This window comes from Salmonella sp. 741265116_PST (assembly GCF_046567715.1).
Classification (GTDB): Bacteria; Pseudomonadota; Gammaproteobacteria; order Enterobacterales; family Enterobacteriaceae; genus Salmonella; species Salmonella enterica.
In genome coordinates, this window is record NZ_JBKFPH010000010.1 from 24,106 (window position 1) to 50,416 (window position 26,311).

At 55.3% G+C, this 26,311-nt stretch carries 26 protein-coding genes and 1 riboswitch; of the genes, 19 read left to right on the plus strand and 7 right to left on the minus strand.

All coding sequences use genetic code 11. The features are described 5' to 3' along the window. Positions 1-50: 50 nt before the first annotated feature. Positions 51-1,334 (minus strand): putative acyl-CoA thioester hydrolase, encoded by a 1,284-nt coding sequence (locus ACLD11_RS09040; protein ID WP_001094776.1) that lies wholly within the window; start codon positions 1,332-1,334, stop codon positions 51-53. Between the two features lie 438 nt (positions 1,335-1,772). On the opposite strand from ACLD11_RS09040, the gene hutI reads away from it, so the two are divergent. From hutI to hutH, 5 genes are all read left to right on the plus strand, one after another. Then, a complete protein-coding gene (hutI, locus tag ACLD11_RS09045) occupies positions 1,773-2,996 on the plus strand; it encodes an imidazolonepropionase (RefSeq protein WP_411014834.1) in 1,224 nt (407 codons plus the stop codon). Further along, positions 2,993-3,934, plus strand: a complete 942-nt coding sequence (hutG, locus tag ACLD11_RS09050; protein WP_023198005.1) for a formimidoylglutamase — start codon at positions 2,993-2,995, stop codon at positions 3,932-3,934. The genes hutI and hutG overlap by 4 nt, the downstream gene beginning before the upstream one ends. Before the next feature lie 44 nt (positions 3,935-3,978). Continuing rightward, complete coding sequence (locus ACLD11_RS09055) at positions 3,979-4,704, plus strand: histidine utilization repressor (protein ID WP_411014807.1); 726 nt, start codon at positions 3,979-3,981, stop codon at positions 4,702-4,704. A 196-nt stretch (positions 4,705-4,900) separates the two neighbouring features. After that, positions 4,901-6,586: a urocanate hydratase gene (gene hutU, locus ACLD11_RS09060; protein WP_001115217.1), complete on the plus strand. Its 1,686-nt coding sequence runs from the start codon at positions 4,901-4,903 to the stop codon at positions 6,584-6,586. A 1-nt stretch (position 6,587) separates the two neighbouring features. Next, positions 6,588-8,108 carry a histidine ammonia-lyase gene (gene hutH / locus ACLD11_RS09065; protein ID WP_411014808.1) on the plus strand — a complete coding sequence of 507 codons (1,521 nt, stop codon included), beginning with the start codon at positions 6,588-6,590 and terminating at the stop codon, positions 8,106-8,108. Positions 8,109-8,192: 84 nt separating this feature from the next. Here hutH and ACLD11_RS09070 read toward each other — a convergent pair whose 3' ends face one another. Then, positions 8,193-8,669, minus strand: coding sequence for a kinase inhibitor (locus tag ACLD11_RS09070; RefSeq protein ID WP_000767403.1), 477 nt, complete (start codon positions 8,667-8,669; stop codon positions 8,193-8,195). 57 nt (positions 8,670-8,726) lie between these two features. After that, a complete protein-coding gene (bioA, locus tag ACLD11_RS09075) occupies positions 8,727-10,016 on the minus strand; it encodes an adenosylmethionine--8-amino-7-oxononanoate transaminase (protein ID WP_411014809.1) in 1,290 nt (429 codons plus the stop codon). An 86-nt stretch (positions 10,017-10,102) separates the two neighbouring features. Between bioA and bioB the strand changes: the two genes are divergently transcribed. The 5 genes from bioB (at position 10,103) to uvrB (ending at position 16,387) form a co-directional block, all read left to right on the plus strand. Next, a complete protein-coding gene (bioB, locus tag ACLD11_RS09080) occupies positions 10,103-11,143 on the plus strand; it encodes a biotin synthase BioB (RefSeq protein WP_411014810.1) in 1,041 nt (346 codons plus the stop codon). After that, positions 11,140-12,297: an 8-amino-7-oxononanoate synthase gene (bioF, locus tag ACLD11_RS09085; protein WP_411014811.1), complete on the plus strand. Its 1,158-nt coding sequence runs from the start codon at positions 11,140-11,142 to the stop codon at positions 12,295-12,297. The genes bioB and bioF overlap by 4 nt, the downstream gene beginning before the upstream one ends. After that, a complete protein-coding gene (gene bioC, locus ACLD11_RS09090) occupies positions 12,281-13,036 on the plus strand; it encodes a malonyl-ACP O-methyltransferase BioC (protein WP_411014812.1) in 756 nt (251 codons plus the stop codon). Before bioF ends, bioC begins: the two co-directional genes overlap by 17 nt. After that, entirely contained in the window at positions 13,029-13,715 is a 687-nt protein-coding gene (gene bioD / locus ACLD11_RS09095; RefSeq protein WP_411011826.1) for a dethiobiotin synthase, read from the plus strand. The genes bioC and bioD overlap by 8 nt, the downstream gene beginning before the upstream one ends. 650 nt (positions 13,716-14,365) lie before the next feature. Next, positions 14,366-16,387, plus strand: coding sequence for an excinuclease ABC subunit UvrB (uvrB, locus tag ACLD11_RS09100; protein WP_097363394.1), 2,022 nt, complete (start codon positions 14,366-14,368; stop codon positions 16,385-16,387). A gap of 86 nt (positions 16,388-16,473) precedes the next feature. Here the strand turns inward: uvrB and yvcK are convergent, their stop codons facing one another. After that, positions 16,474-17,382 carry a uridine diphosphate-N-acetylglucosamine-binding protein YvcK gene (yvcK, locus tag ACLD11_RS09105; protein ID WP_001246033.1) on the minus strand — a complete coding sequence of 303 codons (909 nt, stop codon included), beginning with the start codon at positions 17,380-17,382 and terminating at the stop codon, positions 16,474-16,476. Positions 17,383-17,646: 264 nt separating this feature from the next. Then, positions 17,647-17,791: riboswitch (molybdenum cofactor riboswitch) on the plus strand. Here yvcK and moaA point away from each other — a divergent pair. The 9 genes from moaA (at position 17,779) to ACLD11_RS09150 (ending at position 23,287) form a co-directional block, all read left to right on the plus strand. Further along, positions 17,779-18,768, plus strand: a complete 990-nt coding sequence (moaA, locus tag ACLD11_RS09110) for a GTP 3',8-cyclase MoaA (RefSeq protein WP_058331841.1) — start codon at positions 17,779-17,781, stop codon at positions 18,766-18,768. (Overlaps the previous riboswitch by 13 nt.) Positions 18,769-18,789: 21 nt before the next feature. Beyond that, positions 18,790-19,302, plus strand: coding sequence for a molybdenum cofactor biosynthesis protein B (gene moaB, locus ACLD11_RS09115; RefSeq protein WP_000084604.1), 513 nt, complete (start codon positions 18,790-18,792; stop codon positions 19,300-19,302). Between the two features lie 2 nt (positions 19,303-19,304). Beyond that, complete coding sequence (moaC, locus tag ACLD11_RS09120) at positions 19,305-19,790, plus strand: cyclic pyranopterin monophosphate synthase MoaC (protein WP_000080894.1); 486 nt, start codon at positions 19,305-19,307, stop codon at positions 19,788-19,790. Beyond that, entirely contained in the window at positions 19,783-20,028 is a 246-nt protein-coding gene (gene moaD / locus ACLD11_RS09125) for a molybdopterin synthase sulfur carrier subunit (protein ID WP_000598596.1), read from the plus strand. The genes moaC and moaD overlap by 8 nt, the downstream gene beginning before the upstream one ends. A gap of 1 nt (position 20,029) precedes the next feature. Beyond that, positions 20,030-20,482: a molybdopterin synthase catalytic subunit MoaE gene (gene moaE, locus ACLD11_RS09130; protein ID WP_001209384.1), complete on the plus strand. Its 453-nt coding sequence runs from the start codon at positions 20,030-20,032 to the stop codon at positions 20,480-20,482. 47 nt (positions 20,483-20,529) lie between these two features. Further along, positions 20,530-21,234, plus strand: a complete 705-nt coding sequence (locus tag ACLD11_RS09135; protein WP_000373611.1) for a Bax inhibitor-1 family protein — start codon at positions 20,530-20,532, stop codon at positions 21,232-21,234. Between the two features lie 145 nt (positions 21,235-21,379). After that, complete coding sequence (locus ACLD11_RS09140) at positions 21,380-22,087, plus strand: Bax inhibitor-1 family protein (protein ID WP_411014813.1); 708 nt, start codon at positions 21,380-21,382, stop codon at positions 22,085-22,087. Between the two features lie 23 nt (positions 22,088-22,110). After that, positions 22,111-22,719, plus strand: a complete 609-nt coding sequence (locus ACLD11_RS09145) for a hypothetical protein (RefSeq protein WP_411014835.1) — start codon at positions 22,111-22,113, stop codon at positions 22,717-22,719. A 7-nt stretch (positions 22,720-22,726) separates the two neighbouring features. Continuing rightward, positions 22,727-23,287 (plus strand): hypothetical protein, encoded by a 561-nt coding sequence (locus ACLD11_RS09150; protein ID WP_411011823.1) that lies wholly within the window; start codon positions 22,727-22,729, stop codon positions 23,285-23,287. Between the two features lie 2 nt (positions 23,288-23,289). Here ACLD11_RS09150 and ACLD11_RS09155 read toward each other — a convergent pair whose 3' ends face one another. The 3 genes from ACLD11_RS09155 to ACLD11_RS09165 are packed head-to-tail and all read right to left on the minus strand — an operon-like array spanning position 23,290 to position 26,248. Continuing rightward, on the minus strand, positions 23,290-24,252 hold the full coding sequence (locus ACLD11_RS09155; RefSeq protein ID WP_023215095.1) for a YbhN family protein: 963 nt from the start codon (positions 24,250-24,252) through the stop codon (positions 23,290-23,292). Beyond that, positions 24,252-25,493, minus strand: coding sequence for a cardiolipin synthase ClsB (clsB, locus tag ACLD11_RS09160; RefSeq protein WP_000649639.1), 1,242 nt, complete (start codon positions 25,491-25,493; stop codon positions 24,252-24,254). The genes ACLD11_RS09155 and clsB overlap by 1 nt, the downstream gene beginning before the upstream one ends. After that, entirely contained in the window at positions 25,490-26,248 is a 759-nt protein-coding gene (locus tag ACLD11_RS09165) for an endonuclease/exonuclease/phosphatase family protein (RefSeq protein ID WP_000192039.1), read from the minus strand. The genes clsB and ACLD11_RS09165 overlap by 4 nt, the downstream gene beginning before the upstream one ends. Between the last annotated feature and the right edge of the window lie 63 nt (positions 26,249-26,311).

A 26,311-nucleotide genomic window follows, 5' to 3' on the forward strand; every position in this document is an offset into this window, starting at 1 on the left:
CGCCACATCTGCTGCGGCGGCCCGTTTATAAGCCTGAACCGGAACGGCAATTACTGCTTAGGTTCCGCCACCACTTTACTGCCTACACCGCGGTTGTTGTATTCCCACATGCGGTTGTAGTTCGTGTCGTTCAGATTACGCTGCACCTCGTCTTTGTCATCCACGGTTCCCGTATTTCCGGCAAACGGACGTTTCGAGATGACCGCGTCGGCCCACGGTTTGGCAACGTTGAAGCCCTCGTTAATCACGCTGTCGCGGATCACTACCTGACCGTTGGTGTTGGCGTCGACATCCAGCGAGCGGCCAAGCTGCGCAACGCCATCGCCGGAGGCGTTAAAGCGGCTGTTGATCGCCAAAAAGCCATAGTAAATATTGGACAGCGTCGCCGGGGCGAAGACGTAGGCTTCCTGCTGTGTGCGGGAGTTGACGACCTGGAAGTTGGTGTTATCGAACACCACGGCGCCGCGTCCGGAAACCATGTCCACATCGCCTTCAATATAGCTGTTCGTCACCAGCGTACGCGGCTGGCGATCGGTCTGCAGACGGTTCTGCACGCCACTGTTGGTCACAAAGAAGGTGTTCTGGCGGCCAAGGATATTGACCTTGTTAATCTGGACTTTGTCGCCATCGGTACGCAGCGCCACCGCCGGATGGTTTCCGGCATCGACGCTGTCGCCCAGCGTGTTCTCGATGGTCAGATTTTGTAGCTGCAGACCGTTATTCTGCGACCAGAACGCGGCAGAACACATCACACCGATCGTCGCGGCGTGTTTGCTTTGGCAGTTATCGAACATATACCAGGCGGGTTTACCAGGCATATATTTCCCGCCGGGATTCACCGCGCGGCGCCAGTCAGCGACGCTCATTTCACCATCAATCGCCATCCCAATTTTCACATCGATCGGTTTTTCACCGGTCCCGTACAGGGTCAGACTTCCCGGCGCGGCGGGAACATACACGGTCCCCTGATAGTCGCCCGGCATAATAGCAATGTACTGGCGTTTGTTCGTGCGTTTAACCATTGCCGCATCGACCGCGGCCTGAATCGAGGTGTGCGTAACGCCTGGCGTACCAGCCGGCCCCACCACAAAGTCAGGCTGTGCGGGCAGGGTAATCGGCGACGGCGACCACGGGGCGGTATTTGGCGTCAGGGAGGCAAAATAGCGCGCCGCAACGAAGTTTTTCGCTTCATTTGCCGACAGAATGGGGCGCGAGGCGGTGCCAGGCGCGGTTTGATCGGAAGGGATCTGATCGGGTGGCGTAGAGCTACAGGCGCTCAGCGTCACGCCAAAAGCCAGTGCCAGCGCCAGACGGGAAACCGATAATGTATTCACAGGTTGCTCCGGGCTTGAAAAAGTTAAATGACATCCATTGAAGCCTGCTTTTTTATACTAAGTTGAACGAAACGGGAAGGCGAAAAGGTAAAAAGTTCCTTTTCAGGCTGGAAACACCTGTCGCATCAGATAGTTTTATCACAATTAAGCAACAACTTTCGCGCTTTGAGTTGACAATCCGGAGCAGAAAGAAAATAAATGTCTATATACCCAAAATAATTCGAGTTGCTTAAAGGCGGCAAGGGAGTGAGTCCCCAGGAGCATAGATAACGATGTGACTGGGGTGAGCGACAAATCTGCCGGGAGCAGATTTGAACGTCGCGTGCGACGGCCCGTCAGGGCGAGGCCCATGAATGGGCCGAGTAATCCGTAGCCAACACATAAGCAACTTGAAGTATTAAGGGTATACAACTCATGACAGGCAAGAGAGCGACAGGAATGCGGCAACTTTTACCGGGCGATACTGTCTGGCGAAACATCAGGCTGGCGACAATGGACCCGCAGCGGCAAGCCCCGTATGGGCTGGTGGATAACCAGGCGCTGATTGTACGCGAAGGGCATATTTGCGATATCGTGCCAGAGACGCAGCTTCCTGTCAGCGGGGACAATATCCATGATATGCAGGGACGACTGGTAACGCCGGGGCTCATCGATTGCCACACGCATCTGGTGTTTGCCGGTAACCGCGCCGCAGAGTGGGAGCAGCGGCTTAACGGCGCGTCATACCAGCATATTAGCGCTCAGGGCGGCGGCATTAACGCGACGGTATCAGCAACCCGCGCCTGTGCAGAAGAGACGCTCTACCTGCTGGCGCACGAACGCATGATGCGCCTTGCCAGCGAAGGCGTTACGCTGCTGGAGATTAAATCCGGCTATGGTCTGGAGCTGGCGACAGAAGAAAAGCTGTTGCGCGTCGCTGCAAAACTTGCCGCCGAAAACGCTATCGACATTAGCCCCACGCTATTGGCCGCTCATGCTACGCCAGCGGAGTATCGTGACGACCCGGACGGCTACATCACTCTGGTCTGCGAGACGATGATTCCGCAGCTCTGGCAAAAAGGGTTATTTGATGCGGTAGACCTCTTTTGCGAGAGCGTCGGTTTTAATGTGGCGCAGAGTGAGCGTGTATTGCAGACGGCGAAGGCGTTAGGTATTCCCGTTAAAGGCCATGTTGAGCAGCTTTCGCTGTTGGGCGGCGCGCAGCTAGTGAGCCGTTATCAGGGTTTATCGGCGGATCATATCGAATATCTTGATGAAGCGGGCGTCGCGGCGATGCGTGACGGCGGTACTGTCGGCGTATTATTGCCCGGCGCGTTTTATTTTCTGCGCGAGACGCAGCGCCCGCCGGTAGAACTGCTGCGCCGCTATCAGGTGCCTGTCGCCGTCGCCAGCGATTTCAATCCCGGCACCAGCCCGTTTTGCAGTTTGCATCTGGCGATGAATATGGCCTGCGTACAGTTTGGTCTGACGCCGGAAGAGGCATGGGCGGGCGTTACGCGCCATGCCGCTCGTGCGCTGGGAAGACAGGCGACGCATGGGCAGCTCAGGGCCGGCTACCGGGCGGATTTTGTGGTGTGGGATGCTGAACAACCGGTAGAGATTGTGTATGAGCCGGGGCGTAACCCTTTATATCAGCGGGTATACAGAGGACAAATCTCATGACGCAATGGTATCCGGCTTCTCCGGCGCTCTGGCAGGGGCGCGATGACAGTATAGAAGCGCCGGATGCGCGGCGTCTGTTTCAGACCGTCACGCGCAGCGAGACCTTTTCCCCCGAAAACTGGCAGCAAAAGATCGCGTTAATGGGATTTGCCTGCGACGAGGGGGTAAAACGCAATGCAGGGCGTCCCGGCGCGGCAGGCGCCCCGGACGCGTTACGTAAAGCGCTGGCGAATATGGCCAGCCATCAGGGACATGAACGGCTGGTGGATTTAGGCAATTGGGTTGCGCCGACGCCCGATCTGGAAGGCGCGCAGCAGGCCTTGCGCGATGCGGTAAGCCGCTGTCTGCGGGCCGGGATGCGCACGCTGGTGCTGGGCGGCGGGCATGAAACCGCGTTTGGACACGGCGCGGGGGTGCTGGACGCGTTTGCGCAGGAAAGCGTAGGGATCATTAATCTTGATGCGCATCTGGATCTCCGTCAGACCGACCGGGCAACATCCGGGACGCCGTTTCGTCAACTGGCGCAGCTATGCGACGCGCAGAGCCGCGCGTTTCATTATGCCTGTTTCGGCGTGAGCCGTGCGGCGAATACGCAGGCGTTGTGGCGGGAAGCGCAGTGGCGGAATGTTACCGTGGTGGAGGATCTTGACTGCCATGACGCGCTGGCACAGATGACGCAGTTTATCGACAAGGTGGATAAAATTTATCTGACTATCGATCTCGACGTATTGCCTGTCTGGGAAATGCCGGCCGTCTCCGCTCCCGCAGCGCTGGGCGTGCCGCTGATACAGGTTCTGCGTTTAATTGAGCCGGTTTGCCGCAGCGGAAAATTACAGGCGGCGGATCTGGTTGAGTTTAATCCACGCTTTGATGACGATGGCGCAGCGGCGCGCGTGGCGGCGCGGCTTGGCTGGCAAATCGCGCACTGGTGGCGTTAATCTGTCATCCGGAAAACACTCTCCGCATAAGGAAGGCTTCACGCATGTATTCATCCCGATCCCGTTCTGCGCCTGCGCCTTTTTACGAAACGGTGAAACAGGACATCTGTAAAAAAATAGCCGGCGGCGTCTGGCTGCCGCACGATCGCATTCCGTCGGAAGCAGAACTGGTCGCCCAGTATGGCTTTAGCCGAATGACCATCAACCGGGCGCTGCGTGAGCTGACGGATGAAGGGTGGCTGGTGCGTTTACAGGGCGTGGGGACGTTTGTCGCCGAACCAAAAGGCCAGTCCGCGCTGTTTGAAGTCCGCAGCATCGCCGAGGAGATTGCCGCCCGCCGTCATCAGCATCGTTGTGAGGTGCTCACGCTGAAGCGCGTGCGGGCAAACGCCATCCAGGCCAGCGCTCTCAACGTCAATGAGAGCGATGTCATTTTCCATTCCATCATGGTGCATTATGAAAACGATCTGCCGGTACAAATTGAAGATCGCTGCGTGAACGCGGATATTGCCGTGGATTACCTGGCGCAGGATTACCGTCAGACCACGCCGCACGCTTATTTGTCGCGGATCGCGCCGCTAACGGAAGGGGAACATATTGTGGAGGCGGTGCGCGCCACGGCGCAAGAGTGCGCGTGGTTAACTATCAAAGAGCATGAGCCTTGTCTGCTCATTCGTCGTACAACCTGGTCCGCGTCGCGGATTGTTTCTCACGCCCGCTTACTTTTCCCCGGGTCGCGCTATCGGCTACAGGGACGATTTATCTCCTGAGCGGGCCGCTGCCGGAAAACGTGATTGCTGACACAATATAACAAAATTGTATCATTTTTGTTAATTCTATTCTTATGCTTACTTGTATAGACAAGTATATGTCTGATTCTTATCTGTGGGTCTGCGGCGGTGCCTGATAGTGGCGTTTTAGCGTTATTTGGCGATGGCAGACCGATAATAATGAGGAGTCATTGCTATGCCTGAAAGCAAGTATCGTCAGCAGACTATCCGCGCGCCCCGAGGCACGGTATTAACGGCGAAAAGCTGGCTGACAGAAGCCCCGCTGCGGATGTTAATGAATAATCTCGATCCTGACGTGGCGGAAAATCCGCATGAGCTGGTGGTCTACGGCGGGATTGGTCGCGCCGCGCGCAACTGGGAATGCTATGACGCTATCGTTGATGCGCTCACCCGGCTGGAGGCGGATGAAACGTTGCTTATTCAGTCTGGCAAACCGGTCGGCGTATTTAAAACGCACGACAACGCGCCGCGGGTATTAATCGCCAACTCCAACCTGGTTCCCCACTGGGCGACATGGGAACACTTTAACGAACTGGATGCGAAAGGGCTGGCGATGTACGGTCAGATGACGGCCGGAAGCTGGATCTATATCGGCAGTCAGGGAATCGTGCAGGGAACATACGAAACCTTTGTCGAGGCGGGGCGTCAGCACTATAACGGCACGCTGGCGGGACGCTGGGTGCTGACCGCCGGACTGGGCGGCATGGGCGGCGCGCAACCGCTAGCCGCGACGCTGGCTGGAGCATGTTCGCTGACGATTGAATGCCAGCAAAGCCGTATCGATTTTCGTCTGCGTACTCGCTACGTGGATGAGCAGGCCGCCACGCTGGATGACGCGCTGGCCCGCATTACGCGCTACACCCGCGAGGGGAAAGCCGTGTCCGTCGCCCTGTGCGCGAACGCGGCGGATATCCTGCCGGAACTGGTTAATCGCGGCGTGCGCCCGGATCTGGTGACCGATCAGACCAGCGCCCACGATCCGCTACATGGTTATTTGCCCTCCGGCTGGCGCTGGGAGGAGTATCAGAAAAACGCGCAATCCGATCCCCACGGGACGATGCAGGCAGCGAAACGTTCCATGGCGGCGCATGTTCGGGCGATGCTGGCGTTCAGTCAAATGGGCGTGCCGACCTTTGACTATGGCAACAATATTCGTCAGATGGCGAAAGAGATGGGGGTGGAAAACGCCTTTGATTTTCCGGGATTTGTGCCAGCCTATATTCGTCCGCTGTTCTGTCGTGGCATCGGGCCGTTTCGCTGGGTGGCGCTGTCCGGCGATCCGCAGGATATCTATAAAACCGATGCCAAAGTCAAAGAGATAGTGGCTGAGGATAAACATCTGCATCACTGGCTGGATATGGCGCGCGAGCGCATTCATTTTCAGGGGTTACCGGCGCGTATCTGCTGGGTAGGCCTGGAGTGGCGGCAAAAACTGGGGCTGGCGTTCAACGAAATGGTGCGTTGCGGCGAGGTATCCGCGCCCATTGTGATTGGCCGCGATCACCTGGATTCCGGTTCTGTCGCCAGCCCTAACCGTGAAACCGAAGCGATGCGCGACGGTTCCGACGCGGTTTCCGACTGGCCGCTGTTAAATGCGTTGCTGAATACCGCCAGCGGGGCGACATGGGTATCGCTCCATCATGGCGGCGGGGTGGGAATGGGGTTTTCGCAACACGCCGGTATGGTGATTGTCTGTGATGGCACTGACGAGGCCGCCGCGCGTATTCGCCGCGTGTTACACAACGATCCGGCGACGGGCGTCATGCGCCATGCCGATGCCGGATATGATCTCGCGGTGGAATGCGCTGTTGAGCAAGGTCTGAATTTACCGATGGTTGCGGCGACGCAGGGGAAAGGCTGATATGAACACCATGACACTCACTCCGGGGCAGTTAAGCCTCTCTCAACTGTACGATGTCTGGCGTCATCCGGTACAGCTTCGGCTGGACGCCAGCGCCATTGACGGCATTAACGCCAGCGTCGCGTGCGTCAATGATATCGTTGCCGAAGGGCGTACCGCCTACGGCATCAACACCGGTTTCGGCCTGCTGGCGCAGACGCGCATCGCTGATGAAGACTTGCAAAATCTACAGCGATCGTTGGTGCTGTCTCACGCCGCGGGCGTAGGCGACCCACTGGATGACGCGATGGTGCGTCTGATCATGGTATTGAAAATCAATAGTCTGGCGCGCGGGTTTTCCGGGATTCGGTTGAGCGTGATAGAAGCGCTCATCGCTCTGGTGAATGCCGGCGTGTATCCGCTGATTCCGGCAAAAGGCTCGGTTGGCGCGTCGGGCGACTTAGCGCCGCTGGCGCATCTGTCTCTGACGCTGCTTGGCGAAGGAAAAGCGCGCTGGCAGGGTGAATGGCTTCCGGCGCAGACAGCGCTAAAAAAGGCCGGACTGGAGCCTGTCGCGCTGGCGGCCAAAGAGGGGCTGGCGCTGCTTAACGGCACCCAGGCGTCAACGGCCTTCGCGCTGCGCGGTTTGTTTGAGGCACAGGAGCTATTTGCCTCCGCCGTCGTCTGCGGCGCGCTGACCACCGAAGCCGTACTGGGATCGCGCCGTCCTTTTGATGCGCGCATTCATGCCGCGCGCGGACAACAGGGGCAAATTGACGTCGCGCGGTTGTTCCGGCATCTGCTGACCGATACCAGCGCCATTGCTGAATCACATCACCACTGTCATAAAGTTCAGGACCCGTATTCCCTTCGCTGCCAGCCGCAGGTCATGGGCGCTTGTCTGACCCAGTTACGTCAGACGAAAGAGGTACTGCTGGCTGAGGCCAACGCGGTTTCCGATAATCCGCTGGTCTTTGCCGAGGCGGGGGAGGTGATCTCCGGCGGTAACTTCCATGCTGAACCGGTTGCCATGGCGGCGGATAATCTGGCGCTGGCGATAGCGGAAATTGGCGCGCTATCGGAGCGGCGCATAGCGCTGATGATGGATAAACATATGTCGCAGTTACCGCCGTTCCTGGTGAAAAATGGCGGCGTTAATTCCGGTTTTATGATTGCCCAGGTCACCGCCGCGGCGCTCGCCAGCGAGAATAAAGCGCTGGCGCACCCGCACAGCGTGGATAGCCTGCCGACCTCGGCGAATCAGGAAGATCATGTCTCAATGGCCCCGGCGGCAGGGCGGCGACTCTGGGAAATGGCAGCGAATACCCGCGGCGTCATTGCCGTGGAGTGGCTGGCTGCCTGTCAGGGGATAGATTTACGGGAAGGGTTAACCTCCAGCCCGTTACTGGAACAGGCGCGACAGACACTGCGCCAGCGGGTGGCGCACTATACGCAGGATCGTTTTTTCGCACCCGATATTGAGTGTGCGACGGCGCTGCTGGCGCAAGGCGCGTTACAGCGTCTGGTGCCGGACTTTATGTGAATGCTGCCGGATGGCGAGGCGCTTATTCGGCTTACCCAACCCGTTGGCAGGATAAGACGTTTACGCCGCCATCCGGCACAGCGTTTAACTGAACATCGCCGTGATCGAGGCGCTGGCGAGCGAATGGAAATGCACGTTAAAGCCGACCATCGCGCCGCTGGCGTCTTCATCAACGTCAAGACGCTCGACGTCCAGCGCGTGAACCGTAAAGATATAGCGGTGCGTTTCCCCTTTAGGCGGCGCCGCGCCGCCGTAGCCCGCTTTACCGAAATCGGTACGCGTCTGAATGACGCCGTCTGGTACGGCCACCAGGCCTGAGCCGAACCCCTGGGTCAGTACGCGCGTATCCGCCGGGAGGTTCACCACCACCCAGTGCCACCAGCCGGAGCCGGTCGGCGCGTCGGGATCGTAACAGGTCACGACAAAACTTTTGGTGCCCATCGGCACGTCGTCCCAGGCCAGATGCGGCGAAATATTATCGCCATCGTAGCCCATACCGTTAAAAACGTGGCGATGAGGAAGTTTATCTCCATCGCGCAAATCGTTGCTGATAAGTTTCATGCGCTCTCCTTTTGACTCACCAGAAGTGTAGCCAGAAGCAGCATCGCTTACCGCTGATTAATGGCTAAAAAATGTTTCATTGTGTACCGCGTCATTGACCGCCTGGGTCAAACGGCGCAGTTGATCCGGACGAATAATGTAGGGCGGCATCAGGTAGATTAGCTTGCCGAACGGCCTGATCCAGACGCCTTGCCCGACGAAGAAGCGTTGAAGCGCCGCCATATTGATCGGGTGCGTGGTTTCAACCACCCCAATCGCGCCCAACACCCGCACATCCGCCACCCAGGGCGAACTTTGCGCGGGGGCTAACTCAGCGCGTAACTGAGACTCGATAGACGCCACCTGCTGACGCCATTCGCCGCTTTCCAGCAGCGTCAGGCTGGCGCAGGCGACGGCGCAGGCCAGCGGATTCCCCATAAACGTCGGGCCATGCATAAAACACCCCGCCTCGCCGTTGCTAATAGTCTCTGCAACCTGGCGTGTCGTGAGCGTTGCCGAGAGGGTCATGGTGCCGCCGGTTAAGGCTTTGCCAAGACACAGAATATCCGGCGCGATCCCGGCGTGCTCGCAGGCGAACAGTTTGCCGGTACGGCCAAACCCGGTGGCTATTTCATCGGCAATCAGCAGAATGCCTTCGCGATCGCACATGTTACGGATACGCCTGAGCCATTGTGGATGATATATGCGCATCCCGCCCGCGCCCTGAACGATAGGTTCCAGAATCACGGCGGCTATTTCATGGCGATGCGCGGCCATCAGGCGGGCAAATGGCACGATGTCGCTTTCATCCCATTCGCCATCCATCCGGCTTTGCGGCGCCGGCGCGAACAGATTTTCCGGCAGATAGCCTTTCCACAAGCTGTGCATGGAGTTATCCGGATCGCACACCGACATCGCGCCGAACGTGTCGCCATGATAACCGTGGCGAAACGTCAGAAAACGCTGACGCGATTCGCCGCGCGCCTGCCAGTATTGCAGCGCCATCTTCATGGCCACTTCCACCGACACCGAACCGGAGTCGGCCAGAAAGACACACTCCAGCGGCTCAGGCGTTATCGCGACCAGCTTACGGCACAGATTCACCGCAGGTTGATGGGTTATGCCGCCGAACATGACATGCGACATGGCGTCAATTTGCGCTTTCATCGCCGCATTCAATTGTGGGTGGTGATAACCATGAATGGCCGCCCACCAGGAGGACATCCCCTCAATCAGGCGTTCGCCCGAGGCGAGAACCAGCTCGCAGCCTTCGGCCCGCTCAACGGGATATACCGGCAGCGGCGAGGTCATGGAAGTGTAAGGATGCCAAATATGGCGTTTATCGAAGGCCAGATCGTCCGTTGTCATAATCGACTTGTAAACCAAATTAAAAAGATTTAGGTTTACAAGTCTACACCATATCAAAAACAAACAACATATTTTGGAGAAGCCCGATGGCTCGCCACCCACGCTGGACACTGTCGCAAGTAACCGAATTATTTGAAAAACCACTGCTGGAATTGCTGTTTGAAGCGCAGCAAATTCATCGCCAGCATTTCGATCCGCAGCAGATACAGGTTAGTACGCTGCTGTCGATCAAAACCGGCGCCTGCCCGGAGGATTGTAAATACTGCCCGCAGAGCTCGCGCTATAAAACCGGGCTGGAAGCCGAGCGTTTAATGGAGGTAGAGCAGGTACTGGACTCCGCCCGCAAAGCGAAAAACGCCGGTTCGACCCGCTTCTGTATGGGGGCGGCCTGGAAGAATCCGCATGAACGCGATATGCCTTATCTGGAGCAGATTGTACAGGGCGTCAAAGCGATGGGGCTGGAAACCTGTATGACGCTCGGCATGTTGAACGAGAGCCAGGCGCAGCGTCTGGCTAACGCCGGGCTGGATTACTACAACCACAACCTCGATACCTCGCCGGAGTTTTACGGCAATATCATCACTACCCGTACCTATCAGGAGCGCCTCGACACGCTGGAAAAAGTCCGTGAAGCAGGGATTAAAGTGTGCTCCGGCGGCATTGTGGGTCTGGGCGAAACGGTTACCGATCGCGCCGGACTGTTGTTGCAGTTGGCGAACCTGCCGACGCCGCCGGAAAGCGTGCCAATTAACATGCTGGTGAAGGTGAAAGGCACACCGCTTGCGGATAACGATGACGTGGATGCGTTTGATTTTATTCGTACTATCGCCGTAGCGCGCATCATGATGCCGACCTCATTCGTGCGTCTTTCCGCAGGACGTGAACAGATGAACGAGCAGACCCAGGCGATGTGCTTTATGGCCGGGGCGAACTCGATTTTCTATGGCTGCAAATTGTTAACTACGCCAAATCCGGCAGAGGACAAGGATCTGCAGTTATTCCGTAAGCTGGGGCTGAATCCGCAGCAGACCAGGGTGCTGGCGGGCGATAACGAGCAGCAGCAACGTCTGGAGCAGACGCTGATGACGCCTGACACCGATGATTATTACAACGCGGCAGCCTTATGAGTTGGCAACAACGCGTCGACGATGCGCTGACGGCGCGTCGGGCGACGGATACGTTGCGCCGCCGCTATGTGGTGTCGCAGGGTGCCGGACGCTGGCTGGTAGCGAACGGGCGACAGTATCTTAACTTCTCCAGCAATGATTACCTCGGCTTAAGTCAACACCCTCAGATTATTCGCGCCTGGCAACAGGCAGTGACGCGTTTTGGCGTCGGCAGCGGCGGGTCGGGTCATATCAGCGGTTATTCCGTGGCGCACCAGGCGTTAGAGGAGGAACTGGCGCAATGGTTAGGATATCCACGCGCGCTGCTGTTTATCTCTGGCTTTGCGGCGAATCAGGCGGTCATTACCGCCTTAATGAAAAAAAATGACCGGATTGTGGCCGACAGGTTGAGTCATGCTTCCCTGCTGGAGGCCGCCAATCTGAGTCCGGCGCAGCTTCGCCGCTTTATCCATAACGATACGCAGCATCTGTCGCGTTTACTGCAATCGCCCTGCGTGGGTCAGCAACTGGTGGTGACAGAAGGTGTATACAGCATGGACGGCGACAGCGCGCCGCTGGCGGAAATCCAGCACATTGCCCGCAGGCATCATGCCTGGCTGTTGGTTGATGATGCCCACGGCATCGGCGTGACTGGCGATGAGGGGCGGGGCACCTGCTGGCAACGGGGGGTGAAGCCTGAGTTGCTGGTAGTGACTTTCGGTAAGGGGTTTGGCGTCAGCGGCGCTGCGGTGCTCTGCTCGGAAAGCGTCGCGGATTATCTGCTGCAATTTGCCCGCCATCTGGTTTACAGCACCAGTATGCCGCCCGCCCAGGCGCAGGCGTTAAGCGCCTCGCTGGCGGTGATCCGTAGCGATGAAGGTGGTGAACGGCGCGAAAAACTCGCCGCTCTGGTTCAGCGCTTTCGGGCCGGCGTTAACGCGTCCCGATTTACGCTACTGAATGCCCATAGCGCCATCCAGCCTTTAATCGTGGGCGATAACAGCCGTGCATTGCGCCTGGCGGAGGCGCTGCGTCAACAAGGATGCTGGGCGACGGCGATTCGTCCGCCGACGGTGCCTGTCGGTACGGCGCGCCTGCGCTTAACGTTAACGCAGGCGCATGAAGCGTGCGATATAGACCGTCTGCTGGAGGTGCTGCATGGCGCAGGTGAATAAGCAGGCTATTGCGGCGGCGTTTGGCCGGGCCGCATCGCAATATGAACAGCACGCCTCTTTGCAGCAACACAGCGCGGATGCGCTGCTGACGCTGTTGACAGGCCGCCAGTTTGCCAGTGTGTTGGACGCAGGCTGCGGCCCCGGACGTATGAGTCGTTACTGGCGAGAGCAGGGGAGCGAAGTGACCGCCCTGGATCTTTCGCTGCCGATGCTGCAACAGGCGCGCGATCGTCAGGCGGCGCATCACTATTTGCTGGCGGATATCGAAGCGATTCCCCATGACGCCGAAGTTTTTGACCTGGCCTGGAGCAACCTGGTGGTCCAGTGGTGCGGCGATTTACGCGATGCGTTGAGCGAGTTGTACCGGGTTGTACGGCCCGGCGGCGTGGTGGCGTTTACCACCTTATGCCAGGGGTCGTTGCCGGAGCTGCGTCAGGCATGGCAGGCCGTCGATAATCGAGCTCACGCGAATAGCTTTTTGCCGGAAGAGGCCATTGACCACGCGCTGCGCGGCTGGCGGGCGTCTCGTCATACTCAGGCGATGACATTGTGGTTTGAGGATGCCCTGAGCGCGATGCGCTCGCTTAAAGGCATTGGCGCCACCCATCTTCATGAAGGGCGGGAGTCGGATGTATTAACCCGCGCCCGGCTTAGACAGATTCAGTTGGCATGGCCGCAGCGGCAGGGGAAATATCCGCTGACGTACCATCTTTTTATGGGAGTGATTGAACGTGACTAAACGCTATTTTGTCACCGGTACTGATACTGAAGTCGGTAAAACGGTCGCCAGTTGCGCCTTATTGCAGGCCGCAACGCAGTTAGGTTATCAAACCGTAGGCTATAAGCCCGTCGCTTCCGGCAGCGAAATGACAACCGATGGGCTACGCAATAGCGATGCCCTGGCCTTGCAGCGTAACAGCAGCCTGCCGCAACCTTATTCCGCTATCAATCCTTATACTTTTGCCGAGCCTACCTCTCCCCACATCGTTAGCGCCGACGAAGGCCGGTCGATAGACGCGGCGGTGTTATCACGCGGATTGCGAACGCTGGAGGCGCAGGCAGATTGGGTGTTGACAGAAGGGGCGGGCGGCTGGTTTACACCGCTCTCTGCCACGCTGACGTTTGCCGACTGGGTACAGACGGAGCAGCTGCCAGTGATTCTGGTTGTTGGCGTCAAGCTGGGCTGTATTAATCACGCCATGCTGACGGCGCTGGCGGTAGAACAGGCCGGATTACCGCTTGTCGGATGGATAGCCAACGACGTACAGCCGCCGGGCGCGCGTCATGGTGAATATCTCGCGACGCTTCGCCGCGTCATACCTGCCCCGCTATTAGGGGAAATCCCGTGGCTGGGCGTTTCTCCATCGCAGGCGGCGACAGGACAGTATCTTGACCTTAGCCTCCTGGAACGCGCCTGACCGCGCTTAAAAACCGCCTTCTTGCAGGATCAGACGATCCTGCTGTTCTTTCGCCAGACCCTCCTGACGTCGCCAGGCTAAAAATGTGCAAAATGTGAGCGTCTACGCCTCAATTTTTCCCTTCTCGTTAGCCAATAATCTGCCAAAAATAGCGATAATTTTTTTTTATCGCCCGGCGAAAACGTCAGGGGCTGATTTTGCCAGGCGGCAGGGGATACGGGCTGGAAGCAGTTATCCACTATTCCTGTGGATAACCTTGTGTATTAGAGTTAGAAAACACAACGTAAGCGAGAGGCGACGCGGCCTGCGACTAAATTGGCGCGAAAGACGGCTTGAGAAAATATCCCTTTTCAGACAGCAAGTTATATAAAATCAATGGTTGTAAAGGAAGGGGGATACGTTGACATAAAACTTTCATCATCCCACTTGACAAATGTTAAAAAAGACTCTGGCCTGGGGATAACCCGCACACTGCTGGAATTTTACCCCGCGACTGTCTATGTTTTACCTCTAAATAGCGTGGGGTATCTGCCGATAGCCATTATACACTGAATTGTTACTGTTTTTTCATCCAGTATTTTTTATTGGCAATATTCACCGTCGAGAGTAAAATTACACCCCTGCCCGCTCACTCCTTCAGGTAGCCGCTCATGAGTAAACCGTTCAAACTGAATTCCGCTTTTAAACCTTCTGGCGATCAGCCGGACGCTATACGTCGTCTGGAAGAAGGGCTGGAGGACGGGCTGGCGCATCAGACGTTATTGGGCGTGACCGGCTCCGGGAAGACATTCACCATTGCCAACGTCATTGCGGACTTGCAGCGGCCAACGATGGTGCTTGCGCCCAATAAAACCCTGGCGGCGCAGCTTTACGGCGAAATGAAAGAGTTTTTCCCGGAAAACGCGGTCGAGTATTTCGTCTCCTACTATGACTACTATCAGCCGGAAGCGTATGTGCCAAGTTCGGATACGTTTATCGAAAAAGACGCTTCGGTAAACGAACATATTGAGCAAATGCGGTTGTCGGCAACGAAAGCGTTGCTTGAGCGACGCGATGTCGTGGTGGTGGCTTCCGTGTCCGCGATTTACGGTCTGGGCGATCCGGATCTCTACCTGAAAATGATGCTGCATCTGACGGTGGGAATGCTGATTGACCAGCGCGCGATTTTGCGTCGGCTGGCGGAATTGCAATACACCCGTAACGATCAAGCTTTTCAGCGTGGTACCTTTCGCGTGCGCGGCGAAGTGATCGACATCTTCCCGGCTGAATCTGACGACATCGCGCTACGCGTTGAGCTGTTTGATGAAGAAGTGGAACGCCTGTCGTTGTTCGACCCGTTAACCGGGCAGGTAGCGTCAACGGTGCCACGTTATACTATCTATCCCAAAACGCACTACGTGACGCCGCGCGAGCGTATTCTGCAGGCGATGGAAGAGATAAAAGATGAGCTGGCGGACAGGCGTAAGGTCTTACTGGCAAATAATAAGCTGCTTGAAGAGCAGCGATTAAGCCAGCGCACGCAGTTCGATTTAGAGATGATGAACGAGCTGGGTTACTGCTCAGGCATTGAAAACTATTCCCGCTTTCTGTCGGGCCGCGGGCCGGGCGAACCGCCGCCAACCTTGTTCGATTATCTTCCCGCCGACGGACTGCTGGTGGTGGATGAATCTCATGTCACCATCCCGCAGATAGGCGGCATGTACCGCGGCGACCGGGCGCGCAAAGAGACGCTGGTCGAGTATGGCTTCCGTCTGCCTTCGGCGCTGGATAACCGTCCGCTGAAGTTTGAGGAGTTTGAAGCCTTAGCGCCGCAAACTATCTATGTTTCCGCCACGCCCGGCAACTATGAGCTGGAAAAATCTGGTGATGAGGTGGTGGATCAGGTCGTGCGACCGACCGGGCTGCTGGACCCGATTATTGAAGTGCGTCCGGTGGCGACCCAGGTGGACGATCTGCTGTCCGAAATTCGTCAGCGTGCGGCCATTAATGAGCGTGTCCTTGTCACTACGCTTACCAAACGGATGGCGGAAGATTTGACCGAATATCTGGAAGAACACGGCGAGCGCGTGCGTTACCTGCACTCAGATATTGATACCGTGGAGCGCATGGAAATCATCCGCGATTTGCGTCTGGGCGAGTTTGACGTTCTGGTGGGGATTAACCTGCTGCGCGAAGGGCTGGATATGCCGGAAGTCTCGCTGGTGGCGATTCTGGACGCCGATAAAGAGGGTTTCCTGCGCTCCGAGCGCTCCCTGATTCAGACCATAGGCCGTGCGGCGCGTAACGTTAATGGTAAAGCGATTCTGTATGGCGATAAAATCACGCCGTCGATGGCGAAGGCGATTGGCGAAACCGAGCGACGTCGCGAGAAGCAGCAGAAGTACAACGAAGAGCACGGTATCACTCCACAGGGGCTGAATAAAAAAGTGGTCGACATCCTGGCGCTGGGGCAGAACATTGCGAAAACCAAAGCGAAGGGGAAAGGCAAGGGCCGTTCTACGGCAAAAGCCGGGATTGTCGAACTGGAGATGACGCCGAAAGCGTTGCAGCAGAAAATTCATGAACTGGAAGGGCAAATGATGCAGCACGCGCAAAATCTGGAGTTTGAAGAAGCCGCGCAAATCCGCGACCAGTTGCACCAGTTACGCGAGCTGTTTATCGCGGCGTCGTAATTTCTTACCGGTGGCGCTGCGCTTACCAGGTCTACCCAGGCCGGATAAGGCGTTTACGCCGCCATCCGGCAATGGCGTCTAAATCATTAACCCAACGCCTGTAGCGCTTTTTCCAGCGCATTGTGTAATAACTGACGATCGTGGCGATAGGGGATATCGCTGGCCTCCAGCACTTCCTGAATCACCAGCCGATCGTTCACCGCACTGACGTCAACTCGCGGCCCAACCACTACTGCGTCAATGACTTTTTTGCCAATATATTGCTCCATCATTGCCAGCTTATCGACCAGCGTTAAACTGGCGGCGGGCAGACTTAATTCGCGGCCCAGATTGCCGATATACACCATGGGCGCCGGGGTGCGCCGCAGCGCCTGCGCCAGTTCATCCAGCAGCAGGCAAGGCATCAGGCTGGTATAAAAACTGCCAGGGCCAATCAGAATCAGATCCGCGTCATTAATGGCCTGTACCGCTTCCCGCGTCGCCGGAACGTTTGGCGTTAACATGATCTCCTGCGGCGGCGTCGCTAACTGATCGATATTCACCTCGCCGTAAATCTCATGCCCCTGATCGTCAATCGCCATCAGATCTACCGGTAGCTCCGACATCGGGATCAGCTGCGCGTCCACTTTAAGCAGATTACGAATTAAATTAATCGCTTCCAGAGGCCGCACGCTCAGGTGATCTAACGCCTTTAACATCAAATTTCCGAGGTTATGACCAGAAAGTTCGCCATTACCGCCAAAACGATACTCAAACATAGCGGATGCGACGCTGGGTTCGGTAATTAACTGATTCAGACAGTTGCGCATATCGCCCCAGGCGATCCCGCCTTCCGACCGGCGAATACGGCCAGTTGACCCCCCGTTATCTGTGGTAGTCACAATGCCGGTCAGGCGCGAACCTAAAGAAGAAAGCGAGGAGAGGACGCGTCCTAATCCATGCCCTCCGCCGAGGGCAACGACACGATCAAGGTCAGCCAGCGTACGATTGCGCATAAAAATTCCTGAAGTCAAATAAGCAGCGCTACAGTAGCGCAAGTCGTGGGTTTTCAGCAATTAGCCGACCGGCTAAAAGACAATTAATTATTCCCGACTACCCCTTTATAGCGAGGGCGTTACCACGGCTAAATGATATATATCAATGTAAAAGTGTGATTTTCACGTATTCTGTCGCTAAATAGTACGATCATATCGCTATGTATATGTTTATATAGCGAAAGCGTGATGGCGAAATTGTCATTTACACGCTAGTATCGGCGTAACCACAGTAAACACTCTAGCCTCTGCACCTGGGTCATTTTTGATACGGTGCTTTGGCCGTGACAACGTTTAACGTTTGCCACCAGGGCGCAGGAAGAAATGACTCCGCCTCCCGTATTTGGAAAGGTGTACATGGCTTCACAACTTACCGATGCTTTCGCGCGTAAGTTTTACTACTTGCGTTTGTCGATTACCGATGTGTGTAACTTTCGTTGCACCTACTGCCTGCCGGATGGCTACAAACCTGGCGGCGTCACTAACAACGGTTTCCTTACCGTCGATGAAATTCGTCGCGTTACGCGCGCTTTTGCCAGTCTTGGCACGGAAAAGGTGCGTCTTACCGGCGGCGAGCCTTCACTACGCCGCGATTTTACCGACATCATTGCCGCCGTGGGTGAAAATGATGCTATTCGCCAGATCGCGGTGACCACTAACGGTTATCGACTGGCGCGCGATGCCGCGAACTGGCGCGAAGCGGGTCTGACGGGCGTCAATGTTAGCGTGGATAGTCTGGATGCGCGTCAGTTCCATGCGATTACCGGTCAGGACAAATTCCGCCAGGTGATGGCGGGCATCGATGCCGCCTTTGACGCCGGTTTCGAAAAGGTGAAAGTCAACACCGTGCTAATGCGCGACGTGAATCACCATCAGTTGGATACCTTCCTTGCCTGGATTCAGCCTCGCCCCATTCAGCTACGCTTCATTGAACTTATGGAGACGGGCGAGGGGAGCGATCTCTTCCGCAAACATCATATTTCGGGTCAGGTATTGCGCGACGAGCTGATTAAGCGCGGTTGGATCCACCAGCAACGCCTGCGTAGCGATGGCCCGGCGCAGGTTTTTTGTCATCCCGATTACGCCGGTGAGATCGGCCTCATTATGCCGTATGAAAAAGATTTCTGCGCCACCTGTAACCGCCTGCGTGTTTCGTCCGTCGGTAAGCTGCATTTATGTCTGTTTGGCGACGGCGGCGTGAGTTTACGCGACCTGTTACAGGATGACGCGCAGCAATGCGCGCTTGAGGAACGTATTTCCGACGCGTTGCGGGAGAAAAAGCAGACCCATTTCCTTCACCAGAGCAATACTGGTATTACGCAAAATTTATCTTACATTGGCGGTTAATCCTTAATAAGGAGATTTCAGATGAGTCAGGTCAGCGCTGAATTTATCCCGACCCGCATCGCTATTCTTACTGTTTCCAGCCGACGCGGCGAAGAAGACGACACCTCCGGTCATTATCTGCGTGATTCGGCGCAGGAGGCCGGGCATGAAGTGGTGGCGAAAGCCATCGTTAAAGAGAACCGTTACGCGATTCGCGCCCAGGTTTCCGCCTGGATCGCCAGTGATGAGGTGCAGGTCGTATTGATAACTGGTGGGACCGGTTTGACCGAAGGCGATCAGGCGCCGGAAGCGCTGTTGCCGCTGTTCGATCGTGAAGTGGAAGGATTTGGCGAAGTGTTTCGCATGCTCTCGTTTGAAGAGATCGGCACCGCAACTCTGCAGTCGCGCGCGGTAGCTGGCGTGGCGAATAACACCTTGATTTTCGCCATGCCGGGATCCACAAAAGCGTGCAGAACCGCATGGGAGAATATCATTGCGCCGCAGCTGGATGCCCGTACACGCCCATGTAATTTTCACCCTCATTTAAAGAAATAACGATGTCGCAATTAACCCATATAAACGCCGCAGGCGAAGCGCACATGGTGGACGTTTCCGCGAAAGCGGAAACCGTTCGTGAAGCACGGGCGGAAGCATTCGTTACCATGCGTAGTGAAACGCTGGCGATGATTGTTGATGGCAAACACCACAAGGGCGATGTTTTCGCGACCGCCCGAATTGCTGGTATTCAGGCCGCCAAACGCACCTGGGAGCTGATCCCGCTGTGCCACCCGCTACTGCTAAGTAAAGTGGAGATTCAGCTTCAGGCCGAGCCGGAGCATAACCGCGTGCGTATTGAGTCTCTGTGTCGTCTGACCGGTAAAACCGGCGTCGAAATGGAAGCATTAACCGCGGCGTCCGTCGCGGCGTTAACCATCTACGACATGTGTAAAGCGGTACAAAAAGATATGGTAATTGGTCCGGTGCGCCTGCTGGCGAAAAGCGGCGGCAAATCGGGGGATTTTAAGGTGGATGCGCATGATTAAGGTGCTTTTCTTCGCCCAGGTTCGCGAGCTTACAGGAACTGACGCGCTGGATCTTCCAGCAGATTTTTCCACCGTTGAGTCGCTGCGACAGCATCTGGCGACAAAGAGCGATCGCTGGGCGCTGGCGCTGGAAGACGGCAAGCTGTTGGCGGCGGTCAACCAGACGCTGGTAAGTTTTGACCATCCGCTGACGGCGGGTGATGAAGTGGCGTTTTTCCCGCCAGTCACGGGGGGCTAACATGCGCGAAACGCGAATTGTAGTCGGCCCTGCGCCGTTTAGCGTCGGGGAGGAATATTCCTGGCTGGCGGCGCGCGACGAAGACGGCGCGGTCGTCACCTTTACCGGAAAAGTGCGCAATCATAACCTGGGCGATAGCGTTAAGGCGCTGACGCTGGAGCATTATCCCGGCATGACCGAGAAAGCTCTGGCGGAGATCGTCGCGAAGGCGCGTTCCCGCTGGCCGCTGGGGCGGGTCACGGTGATTCATCGCGTTGGCGAATTATGGCCGGGCGATGAGATTGTGTTTGTCGGCGTCACCAGCGCGCACCGCAGTAGCGCGTTCGACGCCGGTCAGTTCATTATGGATTATCTGAAAACCCGTGCGCCGTTCTGGAAGCGTGAAGCTACGCCGGAAGGCGATCGCTGGGTCGAAGCGCGCGACAGCGACCAGCAGTTGGCGAAACGTTGGTAGCAGAATGTGATACGCTTTAGGGTATCATTTCCACACAGGAGTTCATCATGGACAGATTTCCACGATCTGATTCAATAGTGCAGGCGCGATCCGGCCTGCAGACCTATATGGCGCAAGTGTATGGCTGGATGACGGTCGGACTGTTACTGACCGCGTTTATCGCGTGGTATGCGGCTAATACGCCAGCCGTCATGATGTTTGTCTTTTCCAGTAAGATCACTTTCTTTGGCTTAATTATTGCCCAGCTTGCGCTGGTGTTTGTTCTGTCGGGACTGGTGCATAAACTTAGCGCCGGAATGGCGACGACGCTGTTTATGCTCTATTCGGCGCTAACCGGATTGACGTTATCCAGTATTTTTATCGTTTACACCTACTCCTCTATCGCCAGCACGTTTGTGGTGACGGGGGGAATGTTTGGCGCCATGAGCCTGTACGGGTACACCACTAAGCGCGATCTTAGCGGTTTCGGCAATATGCTGTTTATGGCGCTTATTGGTATCGTTCTGGCCTCGCTGGTCAATTTCTGGCTGAAGAGTGAAGCGCTGATGTGGGCGGTAACCTATATCGGGGTGGTGGTGTTTGTCGGTCTGACGGCCTATGACACGCAGAAACTGAAGAATATCGGCGAGCAAATAGATACCCGCGATAGCGCTAATCTGCGTAAATATTCGATTCTCGGCGCGTTAACGCTGTACCTGGACTTTATCAACCTGTTCCTGATGTTACTGCGTATTTTTGGCAATCGCCGCTAATTATAGCGATCTCTTAAAATCCTGGCCCTGCGCCAGGATTTTTTTAGGACTATATTTAGGGCGAAACAGCATAAATATCTTAGAAATGTTTTCCTGCGCTTGCCATTCTTATCACCGTGATCATGTGAAGAGTGATAAATGACAAGTGGGCCCTCTGGCTGCAATACGTATACGGCAAATAGCATTTATTCCCGCGACAATGTTATCCCTTACCTATTGGTATACTGCGTTGGGACTATGGTGTACCGCCGGCATTATATGGTTAACGTTGTATACTCATTTTTTGATAACCCACGTTCAACCTGTTGTTGTTTTGTGGGTATCAGCACTTTTGCTTGGCCTGGGGTATGGGGCCGTTACCTGTCTTTCCCGCTTTGGCACTGTTGTCGTAACGTTGATATATATTGCCATCATTACACTTACCGGCGTGTCATTAGCTTACCTTTTCTCAGGTGGCGCGACCATTTTCGTGATTGTTGGAATCATGTTTAGTCTTAATGCCTTATTTATTTTCTATCTGAATATCAGTTCTGGTCTGTTCAGGCCGTTAATTTTTATGGCGGTAAGCGGGATCATCGCTGCGATAGTTGTCAATAGCCTGGTGGCCAGTAGCACTCTGGTCTGGATAGTCAGTGTGCTGACGGTATTGGTGTGGACATTGATTACAGCACTAGAAAAATCGACACTTCACGGTTATGCCCGCATGTTATACCACGGCGAGTTTTCATCGCTGCCTCGTTGCGCTTTACTTGGCGCGCTGACGCTTTACCTTGGCATTATTAATGCTGTGGTTACGCTGTGTCGTTATATCATTTTGATGATTCTGGAAATACTATTATCTTTCAGGCCATAGGCGTTACAGGTTTTTTATTCAGGTTGGTAATAATGGGTATAATGAGTAAATTATGTGGCGAAAAATTTTGGTTAGCGTTTTGTGAAGCTAAGGACGTCACTCGCGCCATTAAAAATGGCGGCGAGGATTTTAATAAGAAATGTTCACCAGCGCTGATTTCTCATTTTATTACCGGTTCGTCATGGGAACATTCATTACCCAATCCTGCGCCTGTTTGCGCGTTTAGTTTTATGCTTATTGTGGGGGGGGTGTGCAGTGCGCATTTTGCTTTCGATAAGTTTATTCTATATTGGCCGCTAAATATAATCATTTATTTTGGCAGTGCTATAGGTATGGTGTTATGCGTTATGGCTGAGCTATGGCTTATTGCCAAAGGTTTTATCCTGGGGTTGCGCCTCTGCGTTTTACTGCTTTTATTAAACATTGTATTCTGCGGTACTGGATTATTTGACGTGTTGTGCCAGCAAAATGGTGAATTAAGGGGCGATCTGGTTATCGCGATTATTATGGTTGTGCTTTGCCGCTGGGTGATGAATGGCGAAACGTTTACGATGATGATTCGGTTCTGCCTGGGGCGTCGATTAGTGCGAGTCGCATTACAAAAATATCTCACCTCACAGACAAGGAAATGATAAGCCCATGAACCTGATGACGTGGCTAACAGGAAAAACACTGGCGGAGCTGGTGAAAAAAGGGCAGTTGATCCCGCCAGAAATTAAGTTACCTGTGTATCCGGCCAGCCACTACAAAAAAAACTGGTATGAACAAGGTATTCCTCACGGAGGCGTTATTGGGCTTACGGCGATCATGATGACCATGACATGGATCGTCAGTATAAACATGGTTATTGCGCAGTTTGAGCTGCACAATAAAAAGCATCTGGAGCTGGTCTTCTTCCTGGCCGTGGGCTATATCGCTTTTCTTACCCCGTCAAATCAGCTGCTGCTTAAAGGAAGAATGAGCGGGGTCATTATTTACCGGTATGCGCTATTGCTGGCCATTATTTCCGTTACGTTGGCAACGTTCTGTACCCTGTCATCAGTATCCATGGGCGAGTTTAACGAAGTGCTCCTGCTGCTGTTTAGCTGGTCATTGCTGCTTTTTTCCCGCTTACAGATGAATACGTCTTTTTTCTCAGCATATGTTTATTTTTACCGGATAAAACGCGTTGTGCTGGAAAGCGAAAACGCGTCTGCTTAAATTTATTTCGCCATCGCCCGCTCGTTTTTCGCCCGCAGCTTCTTCGCCCGGCTTTCCAGGATCAGGTAGCACACCAGCGCCAGCAACAGGGGAATAAAATAGTAAAGCACGCGGTACGCGAGCAGGGCGGCGATAATCGTGCCTTGCGACGTATGTTCGCCCGCCAGCAACGCGATGAATACGGCCTCCAGCACGCCGATGCCTGCCGGAATATGCACGATGACGCCCGCGATACTGCTCACCAGCAGTACGCCCAGCACAAAGAAATAGTTCACGTCCTGACCCATCAGCAGCCAGATGATGGCGCCCATCGCCATCCAGTTCGCGCTGGAGATCGCCATCTGCGCCAGCGCGAATTTCCATGATGGTAGCACCAGTTTCTGTCCTTTAATCGTCATATGCCGCCGCTTCGCAAAGGCGCAAAACCACAGATAGACCGCGATAATCAACAACAAAACGATACCGAGAATACGTAGCGTGCCTTCATCGATATACCAGTGGTCGGGAAGCTGGACAACGCCGAAGGTAAAAATGATGCCGCCCAGCAGAATATAGCCCAGCCAGTTAGTGGTAATGCTGAGCGAGAAAATGCGCGTGATAGTACTGCCGGGCAACCCGAGGCGAGAGTATAGTCGGTAACGCATCCCGATCCCGCCGACCCAGGTGCTGAGCGTCAGGTTAAAGGCATAGCAGACGAACGATACCAACATCACCTGCCGCTTCGCCAGCTTATGGCCGCAATAAAGCCGTCCAAGCAGGTCGTAGCAGCCGTACAGAAGATAGCTAACGATCACCAGTCCCACAGCGCTTAAAAGCGCCGTGCGGTTATAGTCGCGGATGACGGTCCAGACATCGCCCCAGTCGACCTTTTTAGCATAAACCACCAGCAGAACGACGACCGCAATAAAAAACAGCCAGGTCAGCACTTTTTTAGCCAGCCGCCAGCGCGGATGCGATTTAGCCATTAGGGCTTCACTCCTGTATTTTCTGGATCAACGCGATCCTGGGTTTCCATTTCTGGCTGGGCAGGCGGGGGAACCTGCGCCAGATGCGGGGTATGCGCAGGTAGCCAGCCGACCAGCGCCGGGAAATGACGTAAAAAGTGGAACGCCAGCACGCTTTTGGTCAGGTTCCACCAGGTGCGTTTCGGCAGCATAGACTCATCGACCTGCTTACAATCATTCACGATGATGCCTTGTAAATTATCGCGCAGGGTCTGGTTAAAAGTACGATCGTGAATGATCAGGTTAGCTTCAAGGTTAAGCGACAGGCTGAGCGGATCGAGATTACTCGACCCTACCGTGGCCCAGTGATCGTCCATCAGCGCCACCTTGCCATGCAGCGGACGGCGTCGGTATTCATAAACCTGCACGCCGCCCTTCACCAGATAGTTATAGAGCAACCGCGCGCCGACTTTGACTATCGGCATATCTGGTTCCCCCTGGACAATCAGTTTTACGCTCACGCCACGGCGAGCGGCTTTACGCATTGCGTGGAGCAAGCGATAGCCGGGGAAAAAATAGGCGTTAGCGATAATCACTTCACGCTTTGCCTGGGTCAGCATTTTCAGATAATGACGTTCGATATCGTCGCGGTGCTCTTCGTTATCCCGCCAGACAAACAGCGCCTGCGCTTCGCCGGGGTGACGGTTTTCTTCAGCCTGGTGATGGCGCTTCCACCAGCGGCGCGCGGGGCTTTGCCCCGGCAGATTCTCGACTTCGAATTGCAGGATATCGGCCACAACAGGCCCTTCGACCCGTACCGCGTAGTCTTGTTTCGCCTGCGGGCCGTAATCCGACATATGTTCGGCGGAGTAGTTAATGCCGCCGACAAAGGCAATACGATCATCAATCACCACAATTTTGCGGTGCATTCGGCGGAAGATATTGGTTCGCAACCCCAGTAGACGCGGGCGGGGGTCGTAATAGCGGAAAATCACGCCCGCCGAGGTTAATTCGCCGACAAACGCGTCGCTGAGATCGGGAGAGCCGTAGCCGTCGAGTAATACTTCGGCTTTTACGCCGCGCTGTGCGGCTTTTAGCAGAGCGGCATGGAGTTTTTTACCCACCTCATCTTCAAACAAGATAAAGGTTTCCAGAATGATTTTTTGCTGTGCCTGAGCGATAGCCTCAAACACGGCAGGATAGAACTGGTCGCCGTTTTCCAGTAGCTGAATTTGATTACCTTCACGCCAGCCGCATTTCATAGATGGATCTCCGCGCTAAGGGGGGCATGGTCTGATAAATGTCGCCAGTTCCGCAGCGGTAGCGCCGTAGGAGAACTGGCGTTCGCATTCTTGACGTAAATACGATCGAGTCGCAGCAGCGGCATACTCACCGGGAATGTGCGCGCCGGTCGGCCATGGGCACGGGTGAATATCTCCTCCAGCCCGGCCGCGTTTAACGGCGGGCCGGCCTTTTGCCGCCAGTCATTAAAGTCTCCGGCCACCAGCACCGGTTCTGATTCCGGCAAGGCATTCACCCATCCCGCCAGCATGGTTAACTGTGCCTGGCGATGGCTCTCCCGCAGGCCGAGATGTACGCACATGACGTGGATAGGGCGGTTGAGCATGGGCGGCGTAATGCGGCAATAGAGCACGCCGCGTTTTTCGCTACCGCCGACCGAGACGTCGCGATTTTCATAATGTTCAATGGGATAGCGAGATAGAACCGCGTTACCGTGATGGCCTTCCGGATAGACCGCATTGCGGCCATAGGCGAAATCGCTCCACATGGTGTCGGCCAAAAATTCATAGTGGGTAGTGTCCGGCCAGTTTTCGATATGCAGCGGATGCACTTCATGCGCACCCATCACTTCTTGCAGACAGACGATATCGGCGCCGACCGTTCTGACAGCGTCGCGCAGCTCCGGCAGGATGAAGCGTTTATTAAAGGCGGTAAAACCTTTGTGCGTATTAATTGTGAGCACTTTGAATGAAAAATTTCGCGTGTGTTGAGTCATTTTCTTCCTGTCCGCGTCACTATCCTGATTGAAATAGTGTAGTCGTCGTCACAAAAAGATGCG